This is a genomic window from Blautia sp. MSK.20.85 (assembly GCF_013317245.1).
In the GTDB taxonomy this organism is placed as follows: domain Bacteria; phylum Bacillota; class Clostridia; order Lachnospirales; family Lachnospiraceae; genus Blautia_A.
The window spans coordinates 55,334-82,266 of record NZ_JAAIUN010000009.1; the positions used below are offsets into that span (position 1 = coordinate 55,334).

Here is a 26,933-nt window from a genome sequence, read left to right on the forward strand (position 1 = left end):
ACCGGGATGTCTTCTGTTCACTCATTCAGAAATTACAGGTTCTCCTGCATGAATTTGCTTACTGCCTCGTATGCTGCATCCTCGTCTGCACCATCGAATGTGAAGGTAACCTCATGGCCTTTCTTTACGCCAAGTCCCATAAGTGCAAGAAGCTTTCTGCACTCTACAGTCTTACCGTCTTTCTCGATTGTGATCTTGGACTCGAAGCCTTTTACAAGTTTCACAAGCTCTCCTGCCGGACGTGCATGGATTCCTTCGTTATCTGTTACTACATACTTGAATTCTTTCATTTTTTTATCCTCCAGGTTTTTATTTTTAATTTTAAAATTTAAGCAACTTTTTTCTTCAGTACACCGAGAAGTACAGCTGAGATCAGAGTTCCCACAACCAGTGCGACCAGATACATCAGTGCATTACCTACAACCGGGAATACGAAGATTCCGCCGTGTGGTGCCATCAGTGTACAGTTGAAGAACATGGAGATCGCTCCTGCTATTGCGGAGCCGACGATGCAGGACGGGAGTACATGGATCGGGTCAGATGCCGCAAAAGGAATGGCTCCTTCTGTGATAAATGCAAGTCCCATGATAAAGTTGGTCGGTCCTGCCTCACGCTCTTCTTTTGTAAATTTGTCTTTAAACAGCAGGGATGCAAGTGCGATAGCACATGGAGGAGTCATGCCTCCTACCATAACTGCTGCCATAATGTCATAGTTACCTGCCGCAATGGCCGCTGTACCAAATACATATGCTGCTTTGTTGAACGGGCCTCCCATATCAATGGCCATCATGCCACCGAGAACCAGTCCTAAAATTACTTTACTTGAATTTCCCATGCCTGTCAAGGCATTATTTAATCCTGTATTGATACCACCCATGATCGGCTCTACAATGAATGTCATACAAAGTCCCATAAGAAGGACACCAACAACCGGATAGATCAGTACCGGTGCGATTTTTTCCAGAGCTTCCGGAAGTTTATCACAGACTTTACGAAGTCCCAGGATCAGATATCCTGCAAGGAAACCTGCAAGAAGAGCTCCAAGAAAACCGGATTTTCCGTTTGCTGCGATCATACCGCCTACAAGGCCAACTGCAAGGGCCGGTCTGTCACCGATGGCCATTGCGATAAAGCCGGCCAGTACAGGGAGCATAAAACCAAATGCGGTTCCACCAATGTTTTTCAGAACAGCCGCTACCGGTGTGATGGTACCAAAGTTTGCTCTCTGGTCTGCCGGAAGGGAACTTAAATCTACACTTAAACCATCGATCAGGAATGCAAGAGCGATCAGGATACCACCGCCAACAACCAGTGGAAGCATATGAGATACACCGTTCATCAGCTGCATGTAGATTTTGTGGCCTGCCCCGCCGCCTGCTTTTGCGTTTGAGGAAGAGTTCTGGCTGCCTGCTGCCCCATGATATACCGGAACATCTCCGGAGATCGCACGTTCAACCAGCTGGTCTGCCTTGCTGATTCCATCGGAAACTTGGCATTCGATGACTTTCTTTCCATCGAAACGGTCCATAGGAACCTTGGCATCTGCTGCTACGATAATGCAGTCTGCTTCCTGGATCTCCTGATCCGTAAGTACATTTTTTGCTCCGCCGGAGCCTCTTGTCTCTATTTTAATGAAACAGTCTTTCGCCTTCGCTGCTTTTTCCAGTCCTTCTGCTGCCATGTAGGTGTGGGCAATACCTGTGGGGCATGAAGTAACTGCCAGCAGTTTGGCTCTGGCTCCTTCGGAACTTCCTGTATCTGCCAGTCTCTCGTCGATATCTTTTTTCTCATCATCTGCCTTGTCGATGATCTCCATAAATTCATCTACAGATTTCGCGTTACGTAAGGACTCTGTAAAATTATCATCCATCAGCATCACGGAAAGTTTGCTGAGTACATCCAGATGAATGTTGTCTTCTGTATTCGGTGCCGCGATCAGGAAAAGGAGCGTAACCGGCTCATCGTCCAGTGCCTCAAATTCCACGCCGTTTTTTACTACCATGGCAGCAAGTCCCGGTTTCTTTACCGCATCACATTTTCCATGGGGAATGGCGATTCCCTCACCGATTCCTGTTGTACTTTCTTCCTCTCTTAAATACACCTGTTTCCGATAAGCTTCCCGGTCGCTGATCTTTTCGCTTTTTACCATAAGATCTACGGCCATGTCCAGCGCTTCGGATTTTGTCTTCGGTGCTGCATCCAGCGATATGCTTCGTTTGTCAAGCAGATCTGTGATTCTCATCTTCCCTTCTCCTTTCTTATTTACCCCTCTGTTACCTGTTTATATACCGCCTGAATCTCTTCCTTCGTGGCAAGATTTTCAGAAAATGCACTTGCGCTTCCTGCGGAAATCCCCATGTGGAAAGCGTATTCGTAATCCTGTTTTTCCATCCAGCCTGCCATAAAGCCTGCTACCATGGAATCTCCGGCTCCTACGCCGTTTACCAGTGTTCCCTTCGGTGCCGGTTTCTCAAATACCTGTCCGTCTTCTGCTACCAGGACAGCTCCTTCACCGGCCATGGAAATCAGTACATTTCTGGCACCTTTTTCCTGGAGTTTCTTTCCGTAAGGGATCACATCCTGACGGGTCTTAAGCTCGACTCCGAAGATTTCTCCCAGTTCATGGTTGTTGGGTTTCACAAGGAACGGATGATATTTCAAAACGTTTACAAGAAGATCTCTTGTTGCATCCACAACGATCATCACGCCTCTTACGTCCAGTCTCGCCATGATCTTCTCGTACATGTCATCCGGCATGGATGATGGAATGCTTCCTGCCAGGAAAAGCACATCTCCTTCTTTCAGTGTGTCAAGTTTCTCCATCAGCTCCTGAACTTTTTCTGCGCTGATTTTAGGTCCCATTCCGTTGATCTCGGTTCCGTCAATGGATTTCAGCTTCAGGTTGATTCTGGAAACGCCTTCCGGGATCTTGATAAAATCGGATTTCACTCCCATCTCCTCAAGCTTTCTTACAATCTCATCTCCTACGAATCCTGCCATGAAACCAAGTGCTGTATTCTCAATTCCAAGGTTCATCAGCACGGTGGAAACGTTGATTCCTTTTCCGCCCGGAAGCATCAGCTCAGAACTGGTACGGTTGGTAAGTCCAAGCTTGAAGTCCTCTACGGAAACGATATAGTCCAGAGATGGATTAAAAGTAACTGTGCAGATCATTTCTTTCTCCTCCCCATATCTTTTATTCTGCGGGTTTCTGACCGCTTTTTGTTGTTTCTCATTTGTTGAACTTAGTATACTTCCAAATTCATTCAAAGTCAATCAAACTACTTCACAAAATTTATGACTGTTTTTGGTTGAGTTTGCACAAAAAAAGTGCATCAATCCTAGTTTTTCCAGGTTGATACACTTTTATCCCTGATTATCTCAGTCATTTTCATTCATTTCAGTCATGGTCATTCACAGAATCTGGCACTCCATATCGTTTCATCTGTCTTTCTTCTTATTTATCGTCTCCTGTACCATGTCCTGATATTTTCTCATCAGCTCCTTTGTCACTCGGTCTTCCTCAAACCGAATTCCCCCGATCTGACGCACTGGCATGATTCCCATCAGGGAATTGGTAACAAAACATTCCTGATACCGCTTCAGGTCCTGAACATAGATGTCTGTCTCTTCCACATCTTCTGTTTCACAGAGATACTCCCGAAGGATCCCCGGAAGAAGGCCGCAACTGACTTGTGGCGTACAGATCACGCCGTTTCTCACAAAAAATACATTACTTACCGTACCTTCAGAAACCTGTTCTTTTGTATTGAGAAACAGCCGCTCATCCATTCCTGCTGCCGTGGCGTTTCTTTTTTCCAGGATACAGTCTCCGTAATTCATGGTTTTGTGATATACCAGCGGTGAGGTTTCATTTCGTTTTACCGCACTGATATCTATGAAAAAACCTTTCTCATATTTTTCCGGTGTATAGTGATTGGCACGAAGAGAATAAACCATGTTTTCCTTGGTAAGCATGATCTTTAATGCACAGTGCTCCAGGTTTCCAAATTCCTTTTGTACTTCTGTGCGCATTTTCTGTTCTTCCAGATATTTTTCAATCTTCCGTGCAGTGATCCCCCGTTCTGACAAGCTTCCCAGTTTCAGGAAATCTGCGGCACGTTCCAGTCTTTTCAGGTGTTTATCCAGCAGTATGGGAATTCCCTGTTCGATCCCTATGGTTTCAAATGCTCCCAGGCCAAACTGAAAACATTCATCTAATGTTACGTTCATCTCCATCCTCCCTTTTGCATCAGGTCTCCCGGCCCGTCTGCAGAATCTTTCTTAGTCTTCCGTTATTCCGTATGTCCCCTATTGCAGTGCATCCAGGATTGCTTTCGCTTTCTGCAGTGTTTCCTCATACTCAAATTCCAGATCTGACTCTGCCGTGATCCCGCCACCGACACCAAGATGATATTTCCCGTTTTTATGAAGGGCTGTACGGATCACGATGTTAAAATCGCAGCTGCCATCCAGTGTCAGATAGCCGATGGAACCGGTATAGAGATTTCTTTTTCCATGCTCCAGTTCATCAATGATCTCCATAGCGCGGTATTTCGGTGCACCGGTAATAGAACCACCGGGGAACGTAGCTTCCAGAAGGTCCATCACATTTTTTCCATCTTCCAGTGTTCCCTCAATATCCGACACCAGATGAAATACTGTGGCATATGCTTCCACTGTAAAAAGTTCAGTTACTTTCACGCTTCCCGGTGTACATACCCGGTTCAGATCATTTCGTTCCAGATCTACGATCATCAGAAGCTCACTTTTATCTTTTCCGGAATCTGCAAGTTCCTGGCGGAGCATTTCATCTTCCTCAGGCGTTTCGCCACGTTTTCGTGTCCCTTTTATGGGACGGGTGTTCACATGACGGTCTTTCATTTTCAGGAACCGCTCCGGAGAGGCACAGATAATCTGATACTCTCCGAAATCCAGATATCCGCCAAAAGGAGAGGGATTGTTTTTCCGGAGATCATAAAAAACATCCAGCGGCTGTTTTTCGCTTTCAATGGTCAGCTGCTGTGTCATATTGGCAATGTAGATATCACCTTCTATAATATACCGGATCATCCGGTCCACTGCCTGCTTGTATTCCTCTTTCTCAAAATTTGGATGGACCTGAATCTTAAATTTCTCACGGTGAGAATTTTCCGTGATCATCCCATTTTCGAATTTCTTTTTTTCTCCGATTTCCGGTTCTTCCGGTTTGCCAGCCTCTGCAGATTCCAGGATTGCTTTTTCCATTGCGCCGATCTGCGCCGCGGCATTTCCGCTGATTCCATTTGACACAAGATACGTCCTTTTTTCCTGACAGTCTTCCACAACAAAACAGTCATAAAACGTCAGAACTGCTTCCGGAATCGTCACAAGATCTTTTTCCCCGGAGGGTACTCCCATCTGTTTCCTTCCGTAATCATAGGAAAAATATCCTACAGCTCCGGACACAAGGGGAAGTCTGCTGTCATTTTTGTCCTCATGGGTATTCAAATATTCCCGCATGTAGTCTTCAAAGGTTGTTTCTGTTTCCGGTTTTCCATTGATGGTAAAGGTCTTCCCGTCTTTTACCAGTTTCAGATAGGGGCACCTTCCGATCACGGAATAATGTCCCAGTTCATTCACAAGGGAGGAATCCAGAAATGCAGCTCCCGGCTCTCTCTCGTAGATCCAGAAAATCTCCACTGCCGGGATATATGGGGTCAGTTCTTTTATGATTCGCTGATTATTGTACATGTTTTTACTCCTGTGTGTTCCCGGTTTTATCTGTGCAGTGAGCGGATCAGGTATCCTCACTGCACCCTGTAATATTCTTATGAGTGCAGGCGAGCTGCATTCATCTCCGGGTTATTTTTTGATCTAAGCAGTTTTCTCTTCTGCCAGTTCTTCTTCCCTCTCCTGATGAAATTCCTCTGCGATCTTACAGAAATTCTCAAGAAGCTCATGGCCATATTCCGTAAGAACAGCTTCCGGATGGAACTGTACGCCATACAGAGGCAGTGTTTTATGGGAAATTCCCATAACTGCTCCGTCATCGGAAACAGCATCTACCTGATATTCTTCCGGGATGCTGTCTTCCCGTACGATCAGGGAATGATATCTTGTAACCTTATATTTCTCCGGCAGGCCTGCAAACACACCGGTTCCGTAATTGTGGATCTCTGTTACTTTTCCGTGCATGGGACGTGCTCCCTTTTCCACTACTGCTCCCGCGCAGTGGCCGATAACCTGATGGCCCAGACAGACACCCAGGATCGGAATCCTTCCCTGAAATTTTTTTACCGTATCTACACAGAGCTTCGCATCCCAGGGGCGCTTCGGTCCCGGCGAGAGAATAATCCCTTCCGGGTTCATCTCTTCCAGCTCCTTAAGAGTGATCTCATCACAGCGTTTAACCAGTATCTCTCTTCCCAGTTCCTGAAAATATGCCTTCAGATTATATACAAATGAATCAAAATTATCGATCATTATATACATGTTTTTTCCTCCATATAAAAGTGGATATTTATAGTCGTTTTTTTCTTCTTATTACTGCTTACACATAAAAAGAAAGGGATAACGATGGCATGCCAAAAAGACATGCACAGTCGTTATCCCTTACGGTCCGTAATCTGTACGTTATAACGTTATAAGATCAGTGATAGTACTGATTATTTCTGTTTCTTGGTTTCCTCATAATGATGGATGTCTGCCAGTACTACGTTTACGTCAAGTCCGTGTACCATACATGCCTCCTCAAGAGACTCACCGATAGAAGACGGACAGCCGATGCAGTGCATTCCTTCCTGCATAAGGATGTATGCGATCTTCTCATCGTATGCAAGCATCTCGCCCATTGTTGTTTCCTTTGTGATTTCCATGATCTATATTCTCCCTTCTGGATCTGTAATCTTACCCGGAATCCCGGTTTCCTGGTTTCCTGGTTTTTTCCGCAGTTATAATATCATTATAACTGTATCTTCCATAATTGCAAGCCTAAATTTATTCTTTTCATTTTCTGTATTATACCCACTCAGGCAGCAGTTTCCTTTTTTCCCCTGCTCCACTTTTTCATCACATAAATATAATACGGGATCAGAGGGATCAGCGCTGCGATCCATGCGGCAGGATCTGCCAGACATACACCTGCAAAACTTGTTTTTCCTGCAACAAACATAACGATCGCACTTCTTGCCGCCAGTTCAAACACACCGCCCAGCATGGGAACCAAGCCATATCCCAGTCCCTGAAGTCCGTTTCGGTAGAGGAAGATACTTCCAAGGAACGGATATGCCCAGAATACCGTATGAAAATAAGTAACAGAAACATTAATAACATCCGTCTGGGATTTGTCAATAAATAGCCAGGTCATGTACTTTCCGAAAAAGAACATAATGATCATAGTGATCACACTCCAGATCAAGACCATGATCTGGGTATATTTCATTCCTGCTTTTACACGGTCCATCTTTCCGGCGCCCCGGTTCTGTCCTACATAGGTTGCCATCGTCGCACCAAAAGCTACAAATACAGTTGCAATGATATTCTGTATTTTTCCCGCAGCGGAAAATCCTGCCATATATACAGAACCGTAAATATTTACCGCACCCTGCACAATAATGGTTCCGATCGCTGTGATGGAAAACTGAAGTCCCATGGGAATACCAAGGGCCAGCAGATAACGGAAGCTGGTAAAAGAAACTTCAAAGTTTTCTTTCTTCAGATGCAGGATCGGGAACTTTTTGATAATATAGATCAGGCAGCAGACTGCGGAAATTGCCTGCGCGATAACCGTAGCATAGGCACAGCCTTCCACTCCCATCCCGATTTTTACAATAAACAGAATATCCAGGAACACATTGATCACTGCCGAAATGATCAGAAAATACAGCGGAGATTTTGAATCTCCAAGTGCACGGAGAAACGCTGCCAGTGAATTATATGCCGCTGTTACGATCAGGCCTGCATAAATAATTCCCATATATCCCTTCACAGATCCCATCAGATCCTCCGGTGAATTCATCAGCCGCAGAATCGGTTCATTCAAAGCCTCAAAGCCAATGGTCATCACAATGGCAAAGGCTGCTGCCAGATAAATGGACATAGCTACGTAATGACGCATCTTATCATATTGCTTCGCCCCGAACCACTGGGATACCAGAATGGCAAAGCCACTGCTCAGTCCGTTAAGCCATCCGGTAACAAAAAACATCAGTGAACCGGTGCTTCCGATTGCAGCCAGCGCATCTACTCCCAGGAACTGACCCGCAACAATGGAATCCGCAATGTTATAAAACTGCTGAAAAATATTTCCAAGACACATGGGAATCATAAACCGGATGATCAGGCTCACCGGATTTCCCACAGTCATATCATTGGTCTTATCTTTTGCCATTTTTTAACTCAACTCCTTTCTCGTAAATATAAACATTTTTTATTTTTTAAAAACAATTAATTTACTGATTATATAATTCAATACGATCACAACCACCTGAGCGATCAGCTTCACTGCCATGCTGTTAAATCCAAGCCAGGTAATGAATACTGCAAGGATCGCTTCTTCCACAACCAGAGTAAAGAGTCTTCCTCCGAAAAACGAAGCCATCTGCTTTAAAAATCCGGCTGCCGAATCTACCTGACCGTCGAATACCCAGGTCCTGTTTGTAAAATACTGAAACAGTACACAGACTACCCAGCAGATCACATTGGCGATCAGCGCATTTATTCCGAGCATGCCATCCAGCCATGCATACAGTGCTATGTTCAGAAAAAATGTGATCCCGCCAAAGAACAGATACATCAGAACTTCCTTATGTTTTTTATAAAAAGGTTCAAATATGTTCAATACAGGAAGATGCATCAGTCTGTCAAAAATGTCTTTCTTTTCCTCCATATCCATATCCTTTCTTCTTTGTCATATGTAAACTTGTATACTATAGCAAAAAATATCCTGGATGTCAACGCATTCCAGGATATTTCTATAGTTTGTTTCTTTAATGTTTTTATCTATATTCTGTCATCAGTTTGTAAAGACCTTTTACAAAAATTTCGGTCATTTTCTGCAGACTCTCAATGCTTAAAAATTCATTTGCTTCATGAGCCAGTTCTTCCTCATACGGAAACAGCGGCCCAAATGCCACAGCATTAGGAAGTGCCCTTGCATAGGTAGCTCCGCCAATAGCCATTGGCTCTGTATCCATATCCCCTGTCACTTCCTGATAGGCCTCCATCAGACACCGGATCAGTGCTGAGTCCTTTTTATGGTACACCGGAGCCAGATAATCTACTTCATTATAAAAGAAGCCATATTTTTTCAGCTGTCTCTCCAGCAGCTCCCGAATATCATTATACTCCACAGATGCAGGATAACGAATATTACACTGCAGAAAAATCCTTCCATTTTCATCCATATTCACAGTTCCCACATTAAACGTCAGTGCCCCTGCGGAATCCTCCATGGCACAGCCCAGACGCTCTCCGTCATAATCCATTCCTATGGCCTGATGAAAACATTTCATATAAGAAGCATGAGAAAGTTTTTCGCCAAATTGTCCCAGCGTTTCCAGAAGACAGGAAACTGCATTAAACCCTTTTTCCGGACTCATACAATGTGTACTGATCCCTCTGACTGACAATTTCAAAAATCCATCTGTGATCTTTGCTGTAACCTGTTCCGGAAGCGCAATGCTTTTTACTGCCGCCTTCGGATCTTCACATTTCAGAAGACAGGACGCCTCGTCCGGAACAATATTTCTGCTACGTCCACCTTTTAATTCCACAATTTGTATCTCTGCTCTTTCATCCACAGATTCCACAGAAGAAAGATCAAAGTCAAGAAGTCCTTTTTCGCAGTATAAAAGTGGAAAATTAGCATCTGGTACGATAGATACCTGTGGAAGTATTTCTGCATGATCCAGATAATAACGAATACATTGCCAGCTCTCTTCCTCATCGGTTCCCACAATCATGCGAAGACAGGTATCTTTTGGAATCAACTGATTATCTGCAAGATATTTCATAGCAAAAAGTGAAGACACCAGAGGGCCTTTATCATCTGAAGTTCCTCTTCCATAAAGCTTTCCATCTTTTTCCACAGGATCAAACGGATCTGTGTTCCATCCCTCTCCTGCACTGACCACATCTGTATGGCAGAGGATTCCGATCATCCTGTTTCCCTCTCCGGCAGTGATCTCTCCGGCATAACCATCATAATTTTTTACCTGAAATCCCATTTGCTGTCCCATTCTAAGGACGTACTCCAGAGATTTTTGGATATTTTTTCCAAAAGGTGCTCCTTTAGATGGTGCATCCTCAAAAATCCCGGGAATAGCTACCAGTTCTTTTAGACATCTGACCATTTCCGCTGTATTTTTTTCTACATATTCTCTAGCCATTTATTTATCACCTTTTTTTACCAGTCTCCACACCAGATACAGGATTCCGGAAACCAGCATTCCATTGATAAAAGAAATTCCCACAGTCAAAAACGTAGCTGCAAAACCAAGAGCCCAGGTCACGATTCCAGCCACTGACCATCCTTCACGTAATGTAAAGTTCTCTGCTTTTCCTTTTCCAAGGCTCCAGTATTCCACAATAAACAGAGCAATGATCGGCATAAACGCATTTCCAAGAAGTGTAAGAAATCCCTCAAAATTTCCGGCTACACCAACAGCTGCCAGAACTGTTCCCACAGCTCCAAGTATAACCGTTGCCATAGAACGGCCGCTTTCTTTCAGATTGAATACCATAACTGCATTTAAGCCTGCACTGTAGGCATTGGTAGTATTCGTTGTCCAGGTTGCCAGGATCAGTACGACCATTCCAAGGAACGGAAGGCCAATATTAGAAAATACAAGTGAAATGTCATACTGCTGGGCAATTCTCGTCATTACCGCTCCGAGAATAAGCATAGCCATTCCTGCCGGCATCACACCGATAGCAGAAGAAAGGACTGTATCTTTTCTTGTTCTCTGATATCTGGTAAAATCAGGTGCATTCAAGGCGCCGGTGGCCATAAAACTGATAGTAAGTACAACTCCATCTGCAAAGCTCATGGCCGGATCTTCGATAGTCATACTTAAATTTCCGGTTCCGAAACGCTGGATTGCTACCACACACCCGATCACAGTTACGATCACAAGTGCAGGAATGGCAATCTTATTCAGTTTATCCAGAGCATTGATTCCATATACAGCTGTAACCAGCATGATTATTCCCCACACAACCGTTGATACCGGAATCGGGATTTTTACTCCTGTGCTTGCTTCGATCAGATTGGAAAATGCAGAGCCACAGACACCGTTCTGCACTGCAAACCAACCGATCATGGAGATCATAAATAATGCAGAGATCAGCTTTGATGATCCCTGTTTTCCAAAAACGCCAGATGCAACAACACATGTCGGTACACCAAGATCACTTCCCATGATTCCACAAAATATCATCAACGCCACGATCACTGCATATCCGATTACCCCTGACCAGATGGCCTGAGACATCGGCATAGACTCTGCCAGGATTCCTCCCAGCATCAGACTGGGCACACAGATCATAATTCCCGCCTGGATCATGGCAACATCTGCCCAGCTTTTTCTCTCTTCCATCGGAACCTGTTCCAATGTGACAGATTCCACATTTCCTGTTTTCTTTTCCTGTTCCACTCTCATACCTCTTTATTCTTTTTTATCTCCAGCATAGATTCGATCCGCACAGCCAGAGAAATGATCTCATGAAAAAGCAACGGCTGTTCTTCCACATCAAGATAATTTCTCAGACGGTTAATACGATAACGGATCGTATTCTCGTGCTGTTTCAGTTTTTTGGCAGTTTTTTTAAAATCTCCATTGCACTGTACATACGCCCTTGTTGTAAGAAGCATGTCCTCCATGCCTTCTTCCGTTGTTTTCGCCGCAATCTCTCGACAAAATTCGTCATAAAATTCCTGCATTTCCCGACTTCCCCTGATAGGCAAAAGAAGCTGCTGCGGAGACAATGGATCATAGACCTGCTGCCTCCGGTCCGATGCCTGTGCCATGTCCAGGGCGTCTCCTGCTTCAAGAAGTGTTCGTTCTACTCTGTATCTGGCATAAGGTCTGCCAATTCCAAGTCTGCGGTTATGATAGCTTCTCAAAAGCTGTTCACACACTACATTTTTATGCTGTTCCAGTTCCTTCCTGGAATCTGCACTCAAAATACAGATATCATAGTTATCCGCCGGAATAAATATATCAAAAGATGAACAGACTTCTCCTGTTTTTTTTCTTTGTGTGATCTTCCGCCGTTCATCCCGGATATAAACAGCCTGTACGTACTCCCTGATCCCCGGATTAATGCTAAAAAGGATCTTCATTCGCTCCTGGGGCAGAGTCCTCGATGCTAGGATCTTATCCAGTTTCAGCTGATTAAGCACATTTGTCTGTTCTTCCAGGATACATTGATTAATAACTCCAAGGACCTCTGCATAAGAAATATCTTCCCTCATACAGATCACAGGAAACTGCTTCTCTTCACAGAAAGCAAGCATTTCTTTCGAAAAAAGCTCTGCTCTCTCCTCCATCATCACACAGAGCCCACTGCAGTTTCCTTTTACAAGAAGCGCCAGAACCTGCATCAGTTCTTCTGATTTCGGCTGAAACTGCAAAAGAGATGTGATAAAAAAATCTCCAGGTGCCAGAATATCTTTCTCCAGCACATCCTCTTTAAATGGCGCATCAAAAACAGATGCCCGCTTTACGATCCGGCCAAGTCCGGCCCGTCCTGACAAAATTTTTACATTCTCAAACAAAGGTGCATTTAAAACCTGCAATAAAGATATGTTCATATTATTTATTCTCTGAATGCAGCCAGCTCTTTCAGATATGGATCTGTTATTCTCCCTTCATCCATGATCTGTACACCATCAAGCCATACAGAAGAATTCAGGCAAATGCCATCACAGTGGGATTTTGCATCCTGTCCGTGCGGCGGAGCGTCAAATGGGCTGACATAACCAATTCCCCACTCTGTGGATCCCCATACACGCTCATCCTCCACAATATTGCCGGTAAGAACCGCTCCTGGATTAAACCCATACGCAATATGTGCAAGCTTGAACATTCCCTCATCTTCAAAGCTTTTCAAATGCTCTTCAAAAATGGCTGCATCACGGCCTCCTTCAATTTTTACGATTTTACTGTTTTCAATTGTAAGACGGATCGGCGCATCCGGTGTGGTTCCAAAAGGTGGGGTTACAGATCCGTCAAAAACGATCACGCCATTGATACTTCCAAATCGCGGCACAACATTGATCTGTCCTGTAAGCATATGGATTCCTGGTACTGTTGCGTTTCCGCAGTCACATGCTGTATAATGGCCAGGATCGATTTCAAATGATATATCACATCCAGCCGGAGTTGTGACACGCATGTTCTTTGCATTTTTTGTTTTTTCAGTGATCGCAAGCATAAATTTTTTGAGCTGCTCTGTCTCCACATTGCCGATGGTACGGATCATGAGGTCAGGGTTAAAATCTACCAGACACATGTAACGCATTTTTTTGTTCTCTGCTTCTGCACGCTCAAATGGTGTGGAATAAAGAAGCCACTGATGATTAAATTCGATCCATACATCTGCACAGAGAAGTGCTGCACTTAACGCATCGACCGGAAGATCCGGATCTGCTGCTTTTCCTACTCCCCCTGGTGTGGGAACTGAAATTACCATTGCATGTGCTCCTGCATTTTTTGCACTGTTTTTTACTGCTTCTACAACCGATGCATCCGAATCATCATCTGCTGTGATGATCACAGTTTCTTCAGGCTTCACGCCAAAAATTTCTTTTACCAGCTTATCTGCTGCTGTTTCAAGTGTGATATCCATGTTTTTTCCTTTCCAATTCGTGGTGTCCCGAAAAATATTTATCTGATCTTTAACTTTTCCAGGTCACTGTAATTGTTTAACATGATAACACAGTGATTTTTTAATTTGTATGGAATTATTCCAAAATACAGAACAGAAATTTGTAATTTTTTCAAAAAATAAGCCATGGCTTATTTTTTGCCATGGCTTATGGAGATCATCATTTATGCTTTTATCGCCCAGCGCATCTTCGTTGATCTGGCACGTCCATTCTGAGCGCATTCCTGAGCAGACGGTCGGATCACATCTTTGGAATAATCAGAATAAATTCCTTCTTTGTATCCCTGTTTCAGTGCTTTCTTTACCAGTTTGTCTTCTCCGGAATGGAAGGTAAGGATTGCCACACGTCCGCCTGGTTTCAAAGCTCCGGGGAGTTTTTCCATAAAATCATAGAGAACCTCGAATTCCCGGTTTACATCGATACGCAACGCCTGGAAAACCCTCTGGCATGTTTTTTTGACCGTGTCTTTTTTCTCTTTTTCCGGAAGAAAATCCAGAGTCTTCTCGATCACTTCCCGAAGTTTCGTGGTGGTATCTATGCGGTTGCCCTTACGGATCTCATCGGTAATGGCTCTGGCGATTTCCTCACAGTACGGCTCATCGGAATTCTCATCCAGCATTCCGGCAAGTTCTTCTCTGGAAATGGTATCCAGACGCTCCGCCGCACTGATCCCGGACTCCTGGTTCAGTCTTAGATCCAGAGGTCCGTCCACTTTAAAAGAAAAACCTCTCTTTGGATTGTCGATCTGCATGGAAGATACCCCAAGATCCGCCAGGATAAAATCAAAGCCCCCGACTTCTTTCGCGATCTCATCAATGGTGCAGAAATTCTGGAGCTTAATTGTCAGGATATCTTCCCCGAACCCCTGCTCTGCCAGACGTTTCCGGGTCTTGGCGGATTCTTCCGGGTCCACATCCGTGGCATACATATGGCCCTGGCCTTTCAGACATTCCAGCATGGCCTTCGTATGTCCGCCATAACCTAGTGTCGCATCAAATCCGATCTGCCCCGGTTTGATCTCCAGAAAATCAATGATCTCCTTCACCATAATGGAAATGTGCATTCCCGCCGGTGTATTCCCCTTGCTAATCACATGTTCAATAGTATCTTTATATTTCTCAGGCTGAAGCTCTTTATATTTCTCTTCGAATTTCTTCGGATATTTTCCTTTATATCGTACCCGCCTCTTATGCGGTGTCTGTGATTCCTGGTTCATAAAATTCTCCTTATCCTCTGGCATGATCTGCCCTGTTTCTTTCATGATACCATGAATCCTTTTTTTCGTAAACTGCCGGAATCACCCCAGCAGAAAACTTTCAGTTATGCAGCAGAAAATTTCTCTGTATAATACTTCTCCAGATACTCATAAAAATGGTCTCTGTCTATATGATATTCCTCCGGAACGTCAAAGAGGAGTTTTTCCAGCATCTCATCCATAATCCCTCTGGCTTCTTCCTGGCTCATCCCTGCTTTCAGATGTTTTCCCAGATACATGTTGGAAATATAATCATAGATCGGATAATATTTTTCCGGGTTCTCTGCCGTCTTTTCATCGTAGTAATCATGATATTGCTCATCCATCAGCGTCAGGATCGTCGTTGCATAGTTGTCATCCTGATTATATTCATCCAGCTGTTTTGCGTAATATCCAAGACTGTGATTCACATAATCATCCAGAGAATAATTGTCCATACATTCGATCATTATTTTATGGGCATTGCTCTGCATCTGATAGGCAATATCGTTTTCCTCATAATCAAAAAGGCTGACCGCAAACAGGGAATTGATTGCCTCCGCATTGGGAACATCATAATAATTCAGTCCGGCAAATTGAATGTATACTTTGTTTCCGTCTTCATCTGTATAATGGCTGTCCCGCAGACAATGGCTCAGTTCATGGAAGATCACCTGATAATCCCAGGTTCCTTCTTCGTATTCTTTATCTTTCAGCACATAAATCTTATTCTCTGATTTCACGTAACATCCGCAGGAATAAACATCCCAGCTGACTTTTAACAGTTCATCCTCTGTACATTCCACAACTTCCAGGCTCTGAAGATTCTGATAAAAAGGACGAAGTTCCACATCCGGATATTTTTCAAACACACATTTGCAGTATTCTTCCATAAGTGGTTTGAATTTATCCGGGATTTTCGGATTCTGCCTGATCACCTCCTCAAAATCCTGAAGGCTTTTTTTCTCAAAGGAAATGGCCTTTTCAATATAATCCATGTCGTAAATATACAACCGGTGAGTCATATCTCTGTGATCCAAATACGTATCCAGCTCAAACGCTTTCTTCTCTTCTTCCTCTGAAACTTCTTCGTTCTCCGCAGCTGGCTCATCTTCAGAATCTATCCCCGCAGAATCTGCCCCGGAATTGGCGGATGCATGAAAATCTTTTTCAAATTCTTTTACTGCCTGTCTGGTTCTGATCACGGAAGGCACGATAACTATTCCTGCCAGGATACACAGAATCATTCCTGTGATAATAAAAATTTTCTTTTTCATGGTTCTTTCCCCTGTATAAAAAAAGCTCCTGACAATCTGTATTTCTACAGACTGCCAGAAGCTTTCTATGCTTGATCAGGCTGAAGTTTCAGCCTTGAAGCAATATGAAGTTCTGCTTAGGCGTTCTTCTTAGCGATTGCTGCCTGTGCTGCTGCAAGACGAGCGATCGGTACACGGAACGGTGAGCAGGATACATAGTCAAGTCCGATCTCGTTGCAGAACTCTACGGAAGACGGATCTCCGCCGTGCTCACCGCAGATACCTACGTGAAGTTTCGGGTTAACCGGTTTTCCAAGCTGGATTGCCATCTTCATAAGTTTACCAACGCCAACCTGATCAAGTTTAGCGAATGGATCGTTCTCGAAGATCTTAGCATCATAGTATGCGTTAAGGAACTTACCAGCATCATCACGGGAGAATCCGTATGTCATCTGTGTAAGGTCGTTTGTACCGAAGCAGAAGAAGTCAGCCTCTTTAGCGATATCATCAGCTGTAAGAGCTGCTCTCGGGATCTCGATCATAGTACCAACCTCGTACTCAAGGTCAGAACCAGCTGCTTTGATCTCTGCATCTGCTGTCTCTACAACGAATTTCTTAACATATTTAAGCTCTTTGATGTCACCAACAAGCGGAATCATGATCTCCGGTTTGATGTTCCAATCCGGATGATTCTTCTTAACGTTGATAGCTGCACGGATAACAGCGCTTGTCTGCATCTTAGCGATCTCTGGGTAAGTAACAGCAAGACGGCATCCACGATGTCCCATCATCGGGTTGAACTCGTGAAGGGAAGCGATGATTGTCTTGATCTGCTCAACAGTCTTGCCCTGAGCGTCAGCCAGTTTCTTGATGTCCTCTTCCTCTGTAGGAACGAACTCATGAAGTGGCGGATCAAGGAAACGGATTGTTACAGGATTTCCTTCAAGTGCCTCATAGAGTTTCTCGAAGTCTCCCTGCTGCTCCGGAAGGATCTTAGCAAGTGCTGCTTCTCTCTCCTCTACTGTCTCAGAGCAGATCATCTCACGGAATGCATCGATTCTGTTGCCCTCGAAGAACATATGCTCTGTACGGCAAAGACCGATTCCCTCTGCACCAAGCTCACGAGCTTTCTTAGCATCAGCAGGAGTATCAGCGTTTGTACGAACTTTCATTGTTCTGTACTTGTCAGCCCATCCCATGATACGTCCGAACTCACCAGCGATCTTAGCATCTACAGTCGGGATAAGTCCGTCATAGATGTTACCTGTTGTACCATCGATGGAGATTGCATCTCCCTCATGGAACTCTTTACCAGCAAGTGTAAATTTCTTGTTCTCCTCATCCATAGCGATGTCGCCACATCCGGATACACAGCAGGATCCCATACCACGAGCAACTACGGCTGCGTGAGATGTCATACCACCACGAACTGTCAGGATACCCTGAGCAGCTTTCATACCTGTGATATCCTCTGGGGATGTCTCAAGACGAACAAGAACAACTTTCTCTCCTCTTGCAGCCCACTCAACAGCGTCCTCTGCAGAGAATACGATCTTACCGCAAGCAGCTCCTGGAGAAGCACCAAGACCTTTGCCCATCGGTGTAGCAGCTTTAAGAGCAGCTGCATCGAACTGCGGATGAAGAAGTGTATCAAGGTTACGAGGATCGATCATTGCAACGGCCTCTTCCTCAGTTCTCATTCCCTCATCAACGAGGTCACAAGCGATCTTAAGGGCAGCCTGTGCAGTTCTCTTACCATTACGTGTCTGAAGCATATACAGTTTACCATGCTCTACAGTAAACTCCATATCCTGCATGTCTCTGTAATGTTTCTCAAGAGTCTCGCAAACCTGTTTGAACTGTACGAATGCTTCCGGGAACTTCTGCTCCATCTCGGAGATGTGCATAGGTGTACGAACACCTGCAACTACGTCCTCACCCTGTGCATTGGTAAGGAACTCACCGAACAGACCGTTAGCACCTGTAGCAGGGTCACGTGTGAAGGCAACACCTGTACCACAGTCGTCACCCATGTTACCGAATGCCATCATCTGTACGTTAACAGCTGTACCCCAGGAATATGGGATATCGTTGTCACGACGATATACGTTCGCACGTGGGTTGTCCCAGGAACGGAATACGGCTTTGATCGCACCTACCAGCTGCTCCTTCGGATCAGTTGGGAAATCAGAACCGATTTTGGATTTATACTCAGCTTTGAACTGGTCAGCAAGCTCATGCAGGTCAGCAGCTGTAAGCTCAACGTCCTGCTTAACACCTCTCTTAGCTTTCATCTCATCGATGAGCTCCTCGAAGTATTTCTTACCAACTTCCATAACTACGTCAGAATACATCTGGATGAATCTTCTGTAGCAGTCCCAAGCCCAACGCTCATTGCCGGATTTCTCAGCAAGAGTGTTAACAACTTCTTCATTTAAACCAAGGTTGAGGATTGTATCCATCATACCAGGCATAGATGCTCTCGCACCAGAACGAACGGATACAAGCAGAGGATTTTCTTTGTCACCGAATTTCTTACCGGTAACTCCTTCCATCTTGGTAATTGCTTCCATGATCTGAGCCATGATCTCATCGTTGATGGATCTGCCATCCTCGTAGTACTGTGTGCAGGCCTCTGTTGTGATTGTGAAGCCCTGCGGTACAGGAAGACCGAGGTTTGTCATCTCAGCAAGGTTGGCACCTTTGCCGCCCAGAAGATTTCTCATAGTAGCATTACCTTCTGTAAACATGTAAACCCATTTTGCCATTTTACATTTTCCTCCTAATTATTGTTCTTTAAAACATAAAAAATGTATGTTTTCTACGCACATAATTATTTTATAGATTTATCCTTCATTAGTCAAGGTTATTCTTCCAAAAAACAGCAATTTCTCTTGTGAAATATGACAGATTTTCCAGTTATATTTTTCACAGATTGTATTTTTCTCGTTATCATCTGAAAAATGTGCTAAAATAGAAAAAAACATGCAGCAATTCCGAGGTAATATTACCCGAATGCTGTCATACAGGAGGTTTATCATGACACGAACGATTGAAAATAGCTTTCTTAAGATTTCCGTTTCCGATCACGGTGCTGAACTCACCGGCATCTATGACAAGACTAATGACAGGGAGATCCTCTGGCAGGCAGATCCGGCTTACTGGAAACGCCATGCGCCTGTACTTTTTCCCAACGTGGGACGTAACTACAAAGATATCTGGCGTCTGAACGGAAAGGAATATCCTTCCAGCCAGCACGGCTTTGCAAGAGACAGCGATTTTATCTGCACGGATATCACCGATACTTCCCTTTCCTTTGTCCTTAAGTCCTCTGAAGAAACCCTGAATGTTTATCCGTTTGCTTTCGCTCTGAAGATCACCTACACTCTGAAGAAGCACGACCTGGAAGTATGCTGGGAAGTAGTTAATAATGATTCTGAAACTATGTATTTTACCATCGGCGGCCATCCGGCATTCCGTGTTCCGGTACGTGAAGGCGAATCCCAGAGTGATTACCGTCTTGCTTTTGAAGGCCTGGACACTCTTACCTATCTCCTTATCGATACGTCTGTAGGAACAGTCCTTGCTGACGAGCCACATACACTTTCCCTTGAAAACGGAACCTGTTCCATTGCTCCTCACATGTTTGATAAAGACGCTCTTGTTTTTGATAACGGCCAGATCCAAAAGGCCGGTATCCTCTTCCCGGACGGAACTCCATATCTGACACTTACCAGTGAGGGCTTCCCGAATTTCGGTATCTGGTCCGTACCCGGTGCTCCCTTCGTATGCCTGGAGCCGTGGATGGGACGCTGTGATGACTGTGGTTTTGAAAAGCCTCTTTCCGAAAAAGCAAATATCAATGTGCTGAAACCGGATGAGGAATTTATCAAGAGCTATCAGATCACCGTACACTGAGCTATGATAAAAAAGATCCGCCATACATCGGCTTTTTCAGCTGTCTGTATGACGGATCCTTTTATTTATCTTACTGTCTCATACGCTCTTATTCTCTCACAAAATGATACTGATAAGCTCTGTACTCCCCAAACTCTGCAGGAAGCGGCATTCCACCATGCATCAGAGCAGCTCCGGAATAGATCCTGCCGGTAGTCTGTTCCTTATAAAGTGCACTCTCATCAAGGCCGCGAAGCTGCACATAATTCACAGTCATATTTCCATGGATCTCCTCCATGACAACATTGAGCAGAACTTCTTCCTGAGAATTTCCAACGATCTCCCATGCACAGACCTCACTCTTAAACGGATCTGTCAGGCGATAGTACCGTCCGTTCTGGATCAGTGGCGCATATTTACGGAATTCCCCGATCTGGCTGCGGACCTCGTCTTTTTCTTCCTCAGTCAGCTTCAGAAGATCCAGCTCGTAGCCGAAGGTTCCGGACATGGCAACCACACCTCTGGTATGTAACGGGGTGATCCTTCCTGTCTGATGGTTCGGCACTGCAGACACATGTGCTCCCATGGCCGATACCGGATATCCGAAGGAAGTGCCATACTGGATCCGAAGCCTGTCAATAGCATCAGAGTTGTCGCTGCACCAGATCTGCGGTGTGTAATACAGCATGCCTGCGTCAAATCTTCCACCACCGCCGCTGCAGCCCTCGATCAGAAGATCCGGATAACGGTTCACCATACGGTCCAGAAAATCGTACAATCCCAGGACATAATCATACATTACACGTCCCTGATCCTTTGTCATTACGGAAAATACATCCATCAGGCTTCGATTCATGTCCCATTTAACGTACTCAATATTGGCATTATCCAATACCGCACTGATCTGTCCAAAAATTCCGTCTACAACTTCTTTTCTGGAAAAATCAAGTACCAGCTGATTTCTGGATCTCACTGGATTTCTTCCCGGAATCATAAGTGCCCAGTCCGGATGCTCACGGTAAAGATCACTGTCCTCAGAGATCATCTCAGGCTCGATCCAGATACCGAATTTCACTCCGAGGTCATTGACTCTTTTTACCAGTCCGCCGAGAGTCTCTCCAAGCTTCTTCTCATTGACATACCAGTCCCCAAGACCACTGTTGTCATCGTCACGTTTTCCAAACCAGCCGTCATCCAGAACCAGCATATCGATACCAAGGCTCCTTGCCTCTTTTGCCAGATTATATAAAGTCTCCCCTGTAAAATCAAAATATGCTGCCTCCCAGCTGTTTACCAGCACCGGACGAACCTCTGTCTTATATTTACCACGGCAGATATGATGACGGATGCAGCTATGCAGATTCTGGGAAAGACGGTTCATTCCCTGATCTGTGTAGCTTAAGATCACCTCAGGTGCATAGAAGGTCTCCCCAGCTTCCAGCGGATACCGGAAGCACTCCTCCTGTACACCAAGGAGCATTCTTGTCTGATTGTACTGATCTTTAAGAACCTCACCCTGGAAATTCCCACTGTATACAAAGGACATAGCATAGCAGCCTCCATGATCCTCTGTTGTGTCCTTCTCTGCCAGGATCATCATCGGATTATACTGATGGCTGGATGTGCCACGGACACTGCCGATCATCTGACTTCCATGAGCCACCGGTACTCTCTGCAGATTCCGCTCCATGGCATGTCTTCCGTAAAAAGTAAGCAGGTCATAATCTCCGTAAAGAAAATCCAGTTCTGCGGACATCACCTTGTTCACATAGATCTTCTCACTGCTCTGATTGCGGACATAGACGCTTCTTGTAATGATATCCAGTTCCGGAAGTACACCGTAAAGAAGCATGGCCTCCACGCCGGTAGCCGGATCCTCCAGAACGATCTCCAGTGTCTGTGCCTCCTCATTATCCGCATAAACCGCCGGAAGCCCCGGAAGGCTGTATTTACCGTCACGGATAGTATAGTTCTTGTAACGCATATCACAGCTCATGCTTCCGTCACCGTTTTCCAGCATCAGTGATGCACTGCGGAAATCTCCGTTTCCGTAGCAGGAAAGCTCCTGTGGAAGAGAGTCCATGGAATAGGTTCTGTCTGTTCCCGCATCATAGGGATTTCCGGAAAATCCTCTGTCATAGTAAGTCAGAAGATAATCCATGCAGCCTTCTGCCTTTTTACCATAATAGAGATGAAGAAGAAATCCGTACTGATCCACCTGCATCTGATATGTAGTTTCTTTTGTCTGCAGGGTAAACGTTCTGTCTTTCTCGCAGTAGATGATTCCCATATGTGAATCCTCCTTTTTCTTGTGTTTTTATTTTACGGCACCGTTTACAACACCATTTAAAATGTGCTTCTGGCAGATCAGATAAAACAGAAGGATCGGAAGCAGTGCCAGCAGATAAGAGGCAAACGCAAGGTTATAGTTTGTTCCGAACTGAGTCTGGAAATTCAGCTGTGCCAGAGGCAATGTGGTTCCACCCGTAGATCCGGACATGATAACCAATGGAGTCATAACATCATTCCAGGTTCCAAGTGCTGTCAGAACTGCCACTGTGGCATGCATCGGCTTCATGATCGGAAAGATGATCTTCCAATATGTTTTCCAGGTGCTGGCTCCATCCACACAGGCAGCCTCCTCAAGGGCCATTGGAATGTTTGTCAGATATCCGGAATAAAGAAGCACGTTCATAGGCATATAAAATACCGTATAAAGAATGATCACACCGACTTTGTTATCAAGGCCCATCTCAGCAGTCTGCTTTACAAGCGGCATCATCAGGATAGCAAACGGAACAAACATACCGCTCACTACATAGAGATAGATAAATTTATAAAATTTACTTCTCTTGTTTCTGGCTATAGCATAACCTAAAAGTGAATGAATTACAATAGCAAGAACCACTGTGATCACAGTGATCAATACACTGTTTCCAAGAGAATGCCAGAAGTCTGTTACCTCCATAGCTTCCCTGAAATTGGCAAGACTGAATTTCTCTGGCAGAGACAGGATCCCGGCTACACTGTTGGTCATCTCTGTCGGCTGCTTGAATGCGATCACAATTGTCATATAAAGCGGAAATACCACTGTGATAAGGCCAAGGATCAGAAGGATCGTTACCGGCCAGTTCGCTTTTTCTCTTATTTTCGTTTTCATTACAGCTGCTCCTCCTTTTTCCCTGTGATAGTCAACTGCACTGCAGAAATGATCACGATCACAATAAAGAATATCACTGCATTGGCACTCTGGAATCCAAACTGTCCTCCACTCATACCATTGTTATAGATCAGATAGGAAATGGATTCTGTACTCTGTGCAGGACCACCCTTTGTCAAAGCCATGATCTGATCAAATACCATCAGGAAGTTTTTCACACAGAGAACCATGTTGATGCTGAAAAACGGAACGATCAGCGGGAATGTCAGGTAACGGAACTTACTGAATCCGGTAGCACCATCAATAGCGCCTGCCTCGTATACATCCTCCGGCACTGTCTGGAGGCCCGAAATATAGATAATGGTATTCATTGCGATGGACTGCCATGCACAAACGATCACGATGGCTACCCATGCAAGGCTCGTACTGGAAAGCATGCTGGAAGACAATGTTTTATTTCCGATCATCTTTCCGAATGCAGGCAGGATATATGTAAAGAAATAATTGAAAATATATCCTACGACCAGTGCGCCAAGTACATTAGGAATAAAATAAGCTCCACGCATTGCACTCTTGAAACGGATCTTGCTGTTCAGTCCAAGTGCCAGGATCAGGCTGAGTACATTCGTTACGATAGTTGCCACGATGGCCAGCTTAAAGGTAAACAGATAGGAACCGCCAACACGGCTGTCTGTAAAAAGATCCTTATAGTTTCGAAGTCCTACCCAGTCATAGCTTCCATAGCCTTTAAAGTTCGTAAAGCTGTAGATCACACCCTTGATCAGAGGCAGTGTGTTAAAGCAGAAAAATAATGCCACGATCGGAATGGTGATCAGAAGAAAGGTCAGCTTTCTTCCACTCATAGATTTTTTTCCCATGATCAGTTCTCTCCTTCCCCGTTCTTCTCCTCATAGTCCTGTACTTTACGGATAATGTCACGGTTATATCTTGTCCAGTCTGTATCAAATTTTTTCAGGAATGCATCTTTATCCTTTTTCATCAGGAAGGTCTGGATCTGTGCATCCACAGCCATCTCTGTAGGATAATAATGATCCTGGTAGTCGGCCATCCTTCCCTCTTCTATATATTCCTTCATACCATCCAGAGTAGAGGGAAGTGTGAAATCACCCTCTTTACAGGGAACTGCCTTCTGGTCATCCAGATATGTCTGTATATTCTCATCCTCAAGAAGGAAATCCAGCACTTCATATGCAGCTTCCTTATTCTCACAGTCATCCATCACACAGAACTGAAGGTCAACTCCGGAATTCAGTTTGTTTTCTGACGGATCATTGCTTGCAGGTGTCACAAAGGAATCAATATCCATATCCGGATTTACACTCTGGATCTGCGGGATCGCATAGCTTCCGATGGGATACATGGCAGCTTCCCCTTTTGCAAAAGCGGTGCAGGCACCATTGTAATCATAGGCAAAGGGATCATCCGGTCCATACTGGATAAGCTCCAGCATACGGTCTGCTACTTCCTGATACTCTTTTTCAAAAGTAGTGTTTCCCTGGTTTACCTGACGGCATACATCAGATGGTGCAAGGTCTACCGCAATGGAATTCCACGGTGCAAGACAGGTCCAGGTATCTTTAAATCCGAAATAAAGCGGCTGGATACCTGCATCCTGAATTTCCTGGCAAAGGCTCATAAATTCATCCCATGTAGTCGGGATCTGCCAGCCATGCTCCTTGAAAAGCTCACGATTGTAAAGGATTCCGGCGGCATTGGCCACGTAAGGAACCGCATAGACTCCGTCTTCCGGAACGAATTCCAGCGCTTTATCAATTTCTTTATATGCATCTTTGATCGAATCCAGTCCCTGATAATCGGAAATATCCATCAGCATATCAGAATCAATAAAATTGGAAAAGTTAACATCGCCTCCGATTCCAATGATATCCGGATTATCCTCACGGATAAATCTTGTCTTCAATACAGTCATAGCATCGTTTGGTGATTCGATGGTAAGATGGATATCATCATGAGTGGCATTGAATTTTTCTTCCAGTTTTTCAAATGCCTTAACCGCTTCCGGTTTATACTGCACAAGTTCGATCTCTGTCTTTCCGCTGTCCTTTTTACCTGTGCCGCATCCGCTCAATGTAACGGAAGCTGCCGTGGTAAAGGCAAGTCCCATACAGAGGATCCATTTACTTCTGTTGCGCATCTTGTTATTCTCCTTCCTTTTCCCTTTATTTGATAAGTCGGATATCACCCGTTTTAGCTAAAATGGTTATTTCGGGTTCTCCAATACTTATTCTCTGGTTTCTTTTTTCTGAAAGCTATTTTAACATAGCTTTATGCTTGCATAAATAGCAGCGTTTTTCTTGTTTTATATCAAAATGCAATTTTTCTCTGTCTTCATTAAAGTCATCTAGCATTTTGATATATTCTATACCTATATCACTACTTTTATCTAAAATTAGTATATTCCTGATTCATCGAAAATCAATAGGTTTCTCGCGAAACTTAATTTTCTCACAAAGTTTTCTCGATTATTTTTCTCTTTTTTGTATATTTTACAGGCTGTTTTTGTAATTGCATTTTTATACATATATTGATGTTCCCTGATGTTTTAATATATAATGTTACTGAAACCAGACAAAATCATACGCCTAAAGGATAAAAATATGAATGACCTTCTCTTCTCCGTTTTTCCAAATGAAAACTTTGTTGATATCGGACTATACCAATATGGCTGGGAGCACTGCGCTCCGGCACATTCATTCGGCCCGGCAGCACGAAACCATTATATTTTTCATTATGTGATCTCCGGTACAGGAACTCTGATGGCAGACAATTCCGCAGGAGAGACCATCACCTATCAGGTAAAAAGCGGCCAGGGTTTCATGCTTTTTCCCGGTCAGATCAACACCTACATTGCAGATACCTACTTTCCATGGGAGTACACCTGGGTGGAATTTGACGGGCTCCGGGCAAAAGAGATCGTGGAAACTGCAGGTTTAAGTCCGGACCATCCGGTCTATCACAGCCACTCTGCAGATCTCCGCCAGAAAATGATGGAGGAAATGCTTTATATCAGCCATAATTCCCAGGAATCACCCTTTCATCTTATCGGACATACCTGGCTTTTTCTGGATTACTTTATGCGCTCTACTGAAACTGTCCGCATGAAACAGGATGGAAGTATCCGTGATTTTTATATCAAGGAGGCGCTCTCTTTTATTGAACAGAATTTCCAGAATGATATTTCCATTGAGGATATCGCAGCCTGCTGCGGCCTGAACCGAAGCTACTTCGGTAAGATCTTCCACGACACCATCGGACGTTCTCCCCAGGAATTCCTGATCAGCTATCGCATGACCAAAGCTGCAGAACTTCTTAAGATCACAGCCCTGTCTATCGCAGATATCGGAAATGCAGTCGGATATCCCAATCAGCTGCATTTTTCCCGGGCTTTCAAAAATGTATACGGAATGTCGCCAAGAAACTGGCGAATGAAAAACAGACTTATTGAAAAAAAGCCTCCGGCCAGAAAATAGC

General features: G+C 44.4%; 22 protein-coding genes. 2 read left to right on the forward strand and 20 right to left on the reverse strand.

Annotation, left to right across the window (positions count from 1 at the left end; genetic code table 11):
* Positions 1-32 precede the first annotated feature (32 nt).
* The 16 genes from G5B12_RS07190 to ppdK form a co-directional block, all read right to left on the reverse strand.
* Complete coding sequence (locus tag G5B12_RS07190) at positions 33-290, reverse strand: HPr family phosphocarrier protein (protein ID WP_015525831.1); 258 nt, start codon at positions 288-290, stop codon at positions 33-35.
* A gap of 38 nt (positions 291-328) precedes the next feature.
* Entirely contained in the window at positions 329-2,242 is a 1,914-nt protein-coding gene (locus G5B12_RS07195) for a PTS fructose transporter subunit IIABC (protein ID WP_174087981.1), read from the reverse strand.
* 20 nt (positions 2,243-2,262) lie between these two features.
* Positions 2,263-3,174 carry a 1-phosphofructokinase gene (pfkB, locus tag G5B12_RS07200; RefSeq protein WP_174087982.1) on the reverse strand — a complete coding sequence of 304 codons (912 nt, stop codon included), beginning with the start codon at positions 3,172-3,174 and terminating at the stop codon, positions 2,263-2,265.
* 267 nt (positions 3,175-3,441) lie between these two features.
* On the reverse strand, positions 3,442-4,233 hold the full coding sequence (locus G5B12_RS07205; RefSeq protein WP_118064368.1) for an aminotransferase class IV: 792 nt from the start codon (positions 4,231-4,233) through the stop codon (positions 3,442-3,444).
* Between the two features lie 78 nt (positions 4,234-4,311).
* A complete protein-coding gene (pabB, locus tag G5B12_RS07210; protein ID WP_174087983.1) occupies positions 4,312-5,733 on the reverse strand; it encodes an aminodeoxychorismate synthase component I in 1,422 nt (473 codons plus the stop codon).
* A gap of 123 nt (positions 5,734-5,856) precedes the next feature.
* A complete protein-coding gene (locus G5B12_RS07215) occupies positions 5,857-6,474 on the reverse strand; it encodes an anthranilate synthase component II (RefSeq protein WP_174087984.1) in 618 nt (205 codons plus the stop codon).
* 173 nt (positions 6,475-6,647) lie between these two features.
* Positions 6,648-6,857: a DUF1858 domain-containing protein gene (locus tag G5B12_RS07220; RefSeq protein ID WP_021977547.1), complete on the reverse strand. Its 210-nt coding sequence runs from the start codon at positions 6,855-6,857 to the stop codon at positions 6,648-6,650.
* A 152-nt stretch (positions 6,858-7,009) separates the two neighbouring features.
* Complete coding sequence (locus G5B12_RS07225; RefSeq protein WP_118608273.1) at positions 7,010-8,371, reverse strand: MATE family efflux transporter; 1,362 nt, start codon at positions 8,369-8,371, stop codon at positions 7,010-7,012.
* A gap of 39 nt (positions 8,372-8,410) precedes the next feature.
* A complete protein-coding gene (locus G5B12_RS07230) occupies positions 8,411-8,869 on the reverse strand; it encodes a GtrA family protein (RefSeq protein ID WP_216417785.1) in 459 nt (152 codons plus the stop codon).
* 109 nt (positions 8,870-8,978) lie between these two features.
* Positions 8,979-10,370: a dipeptidase PepV gene (gene pepV / locus G5B12_RS07235; protein ID WP_021977544.1), complete on the reverse strand. Its 1,392-nt coding sequence runs from the start codon at positions 10,368-10,370 to the stop codon at positions 8,979-8,981.
* Positions 10,371-11,636: a cytosine permease gene (locus G5B12_RS07240; protein WP_059085206.1), complete on the reverse strand. Its 1,266-nt coding sequence runs from the start codon at positions 11,634-11,636 to the stop codon at positions 10,371-10,373.
* A gap of 2 nt (positions 11,637-11,638) precedes the next feature.
* A complete protein-coding gene (locus G5B12_RS07245; protein ID WP_021977542.1) occupies positions 11,639-12,796 on the reverse strand; it encodes a PucR family transcriptional regulator in 1,158 nt (385 codons plus the stop codon).
* A 5-nt stretch (positions 12,797-12,801) separates the two neighbouring features.
* The gene (locus G5B12_RS07250; RefSeq protein ID WP_021977541.1) at positions 12,802-13,833 is read right to left on the reverse strand and encodes a hypothetical protein; all 1,032 of its coding nucleotides are present in this window, start codon (positions 13,831-13,833) and stop codon (positions 12,802-12,804) included.
* Between the two features lie 203 nt (positions 13,834-14,036).
* Positions 14,037-15,089 carry a 16S rRNA (cytosine(1402)-N(4))-methyltransferase RsmH gene (rsmH, locus tag G5B12_RS07255; protein WP_059085250.1) on the reverse strand — a complete coding sequence of 351 codons (1,053 nt, stop codon included), beginning with the start codon at positions 15,087-15,089 and terminating at the stop codon, positions 14,037-14,039.
* A 104-nt stretch (positions 15,090-15,193) separates the two neighbouring features.
* A complete protein-coding gene (locus G5B12_RS07260) occupies positions 15,194-16,384 on the reverse strand; it encodes a hypothetical protein (RefSeq protein ID WP_021977539.1) in 1,191 nt (396 codons plus the stop codon).
* A 116-nt stretch (positions 16,385-16,500) separates the two neighbouring features.
* On the reverse strand, positions 16,501-19,131 hold the full coding sequence (gene ppdK / locus G5B12_RS07265; RefSeq protein ID WP_059085207.1) for a pyruvate, phosphate dikinase: 2,631 nt from the start codon (positions 19,129-19,131) through the stop codon (positions 16,501-16,503).
* Positions 19,132-19,402: 271 nt separating this feature from the next.
* Here ppdK and G5B12_RS07270 point away from each other — a divergent pair, with 271 nt between their 5' ends.
* Positions 19,403-20,281 carry an aldose 1-epimerase family protein gene (locus G5B12_RS07270; protein ID WP_015525818.1) on the forward strand — a complete coding sequence of 293 codons (879 nt, stop codon included), beginning with the start codon at positions 19,403-19,405 and terminating at the stop codon, positions 20,279-20,281.
* Positions 20,282-20,369: 88 nt separating this feature from the next.
* Here G5B12_RS07270 and G5B12_RS07275 read toward each other — a convergent pair whose 3' ends face one another.
* Genes G5B12_RS07275 through G5B12_RS07290 form a run of 4 tightly spaced genes read right to left on the reverse strand, consistent with a single transcriptional unit; the run spans position 20,370 to position 25,596 of the window.
* Positions 20,370-22,550 (reverse strand): alpha-galactosidase, encoded by a 2,181-nt coding sequence (locus tag G5B12_RS07275; RefSeq protein ID WP_021977262.1) that lies wholly within the window; start codon positions 22,548-22,550, stop codon positions 20,370-20,372.
* Between the two features lie 27 nt (positions 22,551-22,577).
* Positions 22,578-23,420, reverse strand: coding sequence for a carbohydrate ABC transporter permease (locus G5B12_RS07280; protein WP_021977263.1), 843 nt, complete (start codon positions 23,418-23,420; stop codon positions 22,578-22,580).
* The gene (locus tag G5B12_RS07285; RefSeq protein ID WP_092069381.1) at positions 23,420-24,298 is read right to left on the reverse strand and encodes a carbohydrate ABC transporter permease; all 879 of its coding nucleotides are present in this window, start codon (positions 24,296-24,298) and stop codon (positions 23,420-23,422) included. The genes G5B12_RS07280 and G5B12_RS07285 overlap by 1 nt, the downstream gene beginning before the upstream one ends.
* Before the next feature lie 2 nt (positions 24,299-24,300).
* Positions 24,301-25,596: an ABC transporter substrate-binding protein gene (locus G5B12_RS07290; RefSeq protein WP_174087985.1), complete on the reverse strand. Its 1,296-nt coding sequence runs from the start codon at positions 25,594-25,596 to the stop codon at positions 24,301-24,303.
* A gap of 463 nt (positions 25,597-26,059) precedes the next feature.
* Between G5B12_RS07290 and G5B12_RS07295 the strand changes: the two genes are divergently transcribed.
* Positions 26,060-26,932 (forward strand): AraC family transcriptional regulator, encoded by an 873-nt coding sequence (locus G5B12_RS07295; RefSeq protein ID WP_174087986.1) that lies wholly within the window; start codon positions 26,060-26,062, stop codon positions 26,930-26,932.
* Position 26,933 lies beyond the last annotated feature (1 nt).